Raw genomic sequence first — 3,414 nt, 5'->3', positions numbered from 1 at the left:
TGGTGCCCTCACCCTGGTTGATCGGCCAGACGCTGGTGGCCGACTGGGCGCTGCTGGGTGCCGCTTTGCTGGTGACCTTGAAGATCACCTTGCTGGCCTTTGGCGCATCGATCGTGATTGGCAGCCTGATCGCTTTTGTGTTCGTGCAAAGCCGCTGGATCGAAGCCGCGTTTTTTCCGTACGCGGTACTGCTGCAAGTGACGCCCATCGTGGCCATCGCCCCACTGATCATCGTCTGGGTGAAGGACCCGACCTTGTCGCTGGTGGTGTGCGCCACGCTGGTGGCCTTGTTCCCCATCATTGCCAACACCACCACCGGTCTGCGCAGCATCAATCCGGGGCTGGCCGATTACTTCAAGCTGCAAGGGGCCAGCCGCTGGCAGTTGCTGATGCGCCTGCGCATCCCCAGTGCCCTGCCCTTTTTCATGGCGGGGCTGCGCATCTCGGGCGGGCTGTCGTTGATTGGGGCGGTGGTGGCCGAGTTCGTGGCGGGCACGGGGGGCACCGGCACGGGGCTGGCCTACCAGATCCTGCAATCGGGCTACCAGCTCAACATCCCGCGCATGTTCGCCGCGCTGCTGCTGATCACTTTGACAGGCGTTGGCCTGTTCACCATGCTGTCGGCCTTAAGCCGGGCGGTGCTGGGCGGTTGGCACGAGTCGGCCCGGCCACTACACTGAGCGCCTTGCCTTGAATTTTGTTGTTGCCCCATGAGCTGGCTTGGCCACCTGACCCTGGATTACCGCCTTGATGGCCAGCGCACGATCGCGCACGACCTGCACCACGGGCCGTTGCGCGTGTTGCAGCGCCTTTACCCGGAGGGCGATGCCGTGTGCCACCACGTGTTGGTGCACCCGCCTGGCGGCATCGCCGGTGGCGATGTGCTGGAGATCAACGCCAACCTGGCCACAGGCAGCCATGCCCTGATCACCACGCCGGGGGCCACACGCTTTTACCGCAGCGCTGGCGAGCTGGCCCAGCAATCGCTCGTCGCCAAACTGGCCTCAGGTGCGCGGCTGGAATGGCTGCCGCTGGAAACCATCGCGTACCGAGGTTGCCGCGCCGAGAACCGCATGCGTTTCGAGCTGGCCCCGGGCGCCGAGATGATGGGCTGGGACGTGCTGGCCCTGGGCCTGCCGGCAGCGGGCGAGTTGTTCGACGATCCGGCCCATGCTGGCGGCCACTACACCCAGAGCATCGACCTGCCGGGCGTGTGGCTGGAACGCGGCACCGTGAAAGCCGACGATCACCGTTTGCTGGACAGCCCCCTGGGATGGGCAGGACACCGCGTGATGGCCACCCTGTGGTTTGCCACTGGCCAAGCCATGCCCAGCGCGCGCCGGGATGCTTTGCTGGACGGTGCCCGCGCCTTGATTGATGCGCATGCCTTGAAAGCGCAAGCCGGCTGCACCAGCCCACACGATGAGGCGGTGGTGCTGCGCGTGCTGGCAGATCGCGTGGAACCCGCCATGCAGTTGCTCACATCAGTGCGGGCAAGTTGGCGCGATGTGGCATGGCAAATGGCAGCCTGCCCGCCACGGGTCTGGCGGACCTGAGGTCAGGCGAGTCGGCCGATCAGTCAGCCGATGCTCTCCAGATTGCGGGCCATGGTCATGGTTGGCGCCTTGGCGCTGAAAAGACCGGCCGCTTTTTCGTCCATGTGCCCCTCCGCTTCGGGGGCCAAGGGGTCTCCGGCGTCATCATCATCCCCCTCGGGGCCATTGCTGAGGCCCATCACCGGCAAGGGGTCGATGGAGCGCCAGGCCGGCGTGCTGATCATCAAACTGGCCAACAGGCCTGACATGCGCGCGGCCCACCACACGGCCCCCACCGAGGCAATCGCACCTGAGGTCTGCACAGCCACTTTTTGCACCTTGACCAAATGCTCATCAGGTGTCTCTGCGAAGTGCAATGACGCGGCGTGCGTGCCGCCATGGTCGGAGCTGGCGTTCAAGGACAGGTTCAGACCGCTCGATGCATTGTCCATCGGCTTCATGCCGTTGATCGATATCATGAAGGCGCGGCCCGCGTTGAAGCTGAGGTCCAGCCCCCCAAGATCCAGGCTGAAGGCAAAATTCTGACCTTGAGAAGCCCCATTGAACGACGAGGCACTGGCATAGCGCAACATGCCGCTGCCCGGCCCTGACGCGCCATTCGATGAACTGGAAGCGCCAGTGGGTGGCAATGGGGACGGATCACCCTGGTCGCCCGTGCCTTGATCCGCGCTGGGCTTGGTCACCACGGTGCCAGGGTCAGGAATCGGATCGATCGTGGGCGGCGTGATGGGCGTTGATGAGTCAATCTCGGAGCTTGAGTCAACGGGGGTCGATGGCGTCGTGGGTGTGCTGGTCTCGGCGCCAGGATTGAAGATGATCACCTCGTCAACCGACGGGCTCGTCACCGAAATCATCACCGTTCGGATGCCGCTTTGCAGTTGCCCATCAAACGCGACGTAGGTGAACTGGTCCATGCCAGAGAATCCGGCCGCCGCCTGGTAGTGCAGGCTGCCATCGCCCAGAACAGTCAGTTGGCCATGCACCACGGTGTTCATCACCTGCACGGTCAAAGCGTCGCCGTCCAGGTCGGTGGCGGTGTTCAACAAGGTTCCGACATCCAAGGTGACCGAAGGATTGGCCGACATCAGCATGCTGCCCGCGTTCAACAGCGGCGCGTCATTGACATTGGCCACGAGGGCGCTGGAGGCGCTGGACATCGACTCGGCCGCACCGTGCCCGTCCGTGTAGATCGCCACGGCGCGGATCTGAGCGCCCACATCGGTTTGAGACAGGGCGTAGGTGTTGCCCGTGAGGCTCGTGACCACGCCATCGCGCAGCCATTGATAAGTCACCGTGCCCAAGCCATCGGCATCCAGGATGTTGTTGCTGGCCGTCAGGGTCTGGCCTTGCGTGGCTGTGCCGCTGATCGACACACTGCCCGTCGGAGCGTCGTTCACATTGGCCACGGCGGCCGTGGCCGCGCTGGCCACCGTCTCGGCTGTGCCGTGGCCATCGGTGTAGGTGGCTTGGGCGGTGATAGTGCCGCCCACGTCAGCTTCGGCCAGCACGTAGGTGCCGCCAGTGCTGCCCGTGTCCACCCCGTTGCGCAGCCAGTGGTAGGTGATGGCACCCAGGCCGTCGGCATCAGCAATGGTGTTGCTGGCCGTCAAGGTCTGGCCTTGCGTGGCTGTGCCGCTGATCGTGACGGCGCCGTTCGGGGCATCGTTCACATTGGCCACGGCGGCCGTTGCGGCGCTGACCACAGTCTCGGCGGTGCCGTGGCCATCGGTGTAGGCGGCTTGGGCGGTGATCGCTGATCCCACGTCAGCTTCGGCCCGCACATAGGTGCCGCCAGTGCTGCCCGTGTCTTCGCCGTTGCGCAACCAGTGGTAGGTGATCGGGCCCAGGCCGTGGATGG

Annotated in this window: 3 protein-coding genes; 2 read left to right on the top strand and 1 reads right to left on the bottom strand. The window is 64.8% G+C overall.

Annotation, left to right across the window (positions count from 1 at the left end; translation table 11 throughout):
* Together H7225_RS16200 and H7225_RS16195 are read left to right on the top strand one after the other, a co-directional pair.
* Window positions 1–680: ABC transporter permease subunit (locus H7225_RS16200; protein WP_290663683.1), on the top strand; the 680-nt coding region annotated here is incomplete at its 5' end.
* 30 nt (window positions 681–710) lie between these two features.
* A complete protein-coding gene (locus tag H7225_RS16195) occupies window positions 711–1,556 on the top strand; it encodes an urease accessory protein UreD (RefSeq protein WP_290663682.1) in 846 nt (281 codons plus the stop codon).
* A 23-nt stretch (window positions 1,557–1,579) separates the two neighbouring features.
* On the opposite strand, the gene H7225_RS16190 is transcribed toward H7225_RS16195, so the two are convergent.
* On the bottom strand, window positions 1,580–3,414 hold a 1,835-nt coding region (locus H7225_RS16190; protein ID WP_290663680.1), incomplete at its 5' end, for an Ig-like domain-containing protein.

Source organism: Aquabacterium sp. (assembly GCF_014378415.1).
Classification (GTDB): domain Bacteria; phylum Pseudomonadota; class Gammaproteobacteria; order Burkholderiales; family Burkholderiaceae_C; genus Aquabacterium.
The sequence above is the reverse complement of the archived record's forward strand: the minus strand, read 5'-3'. Positions and strand labels throughout refer to the sequence as shown.

Excerpts from the sequence above, each read along its gene's own strand:
- H7225_RS16195 (WP_290663682.1), top strand. The coding sequence starts at position 711 with ATGAGCTGGCTTGGCCACCTGACCCTGGATTACCGCCTTGATGGCCAG.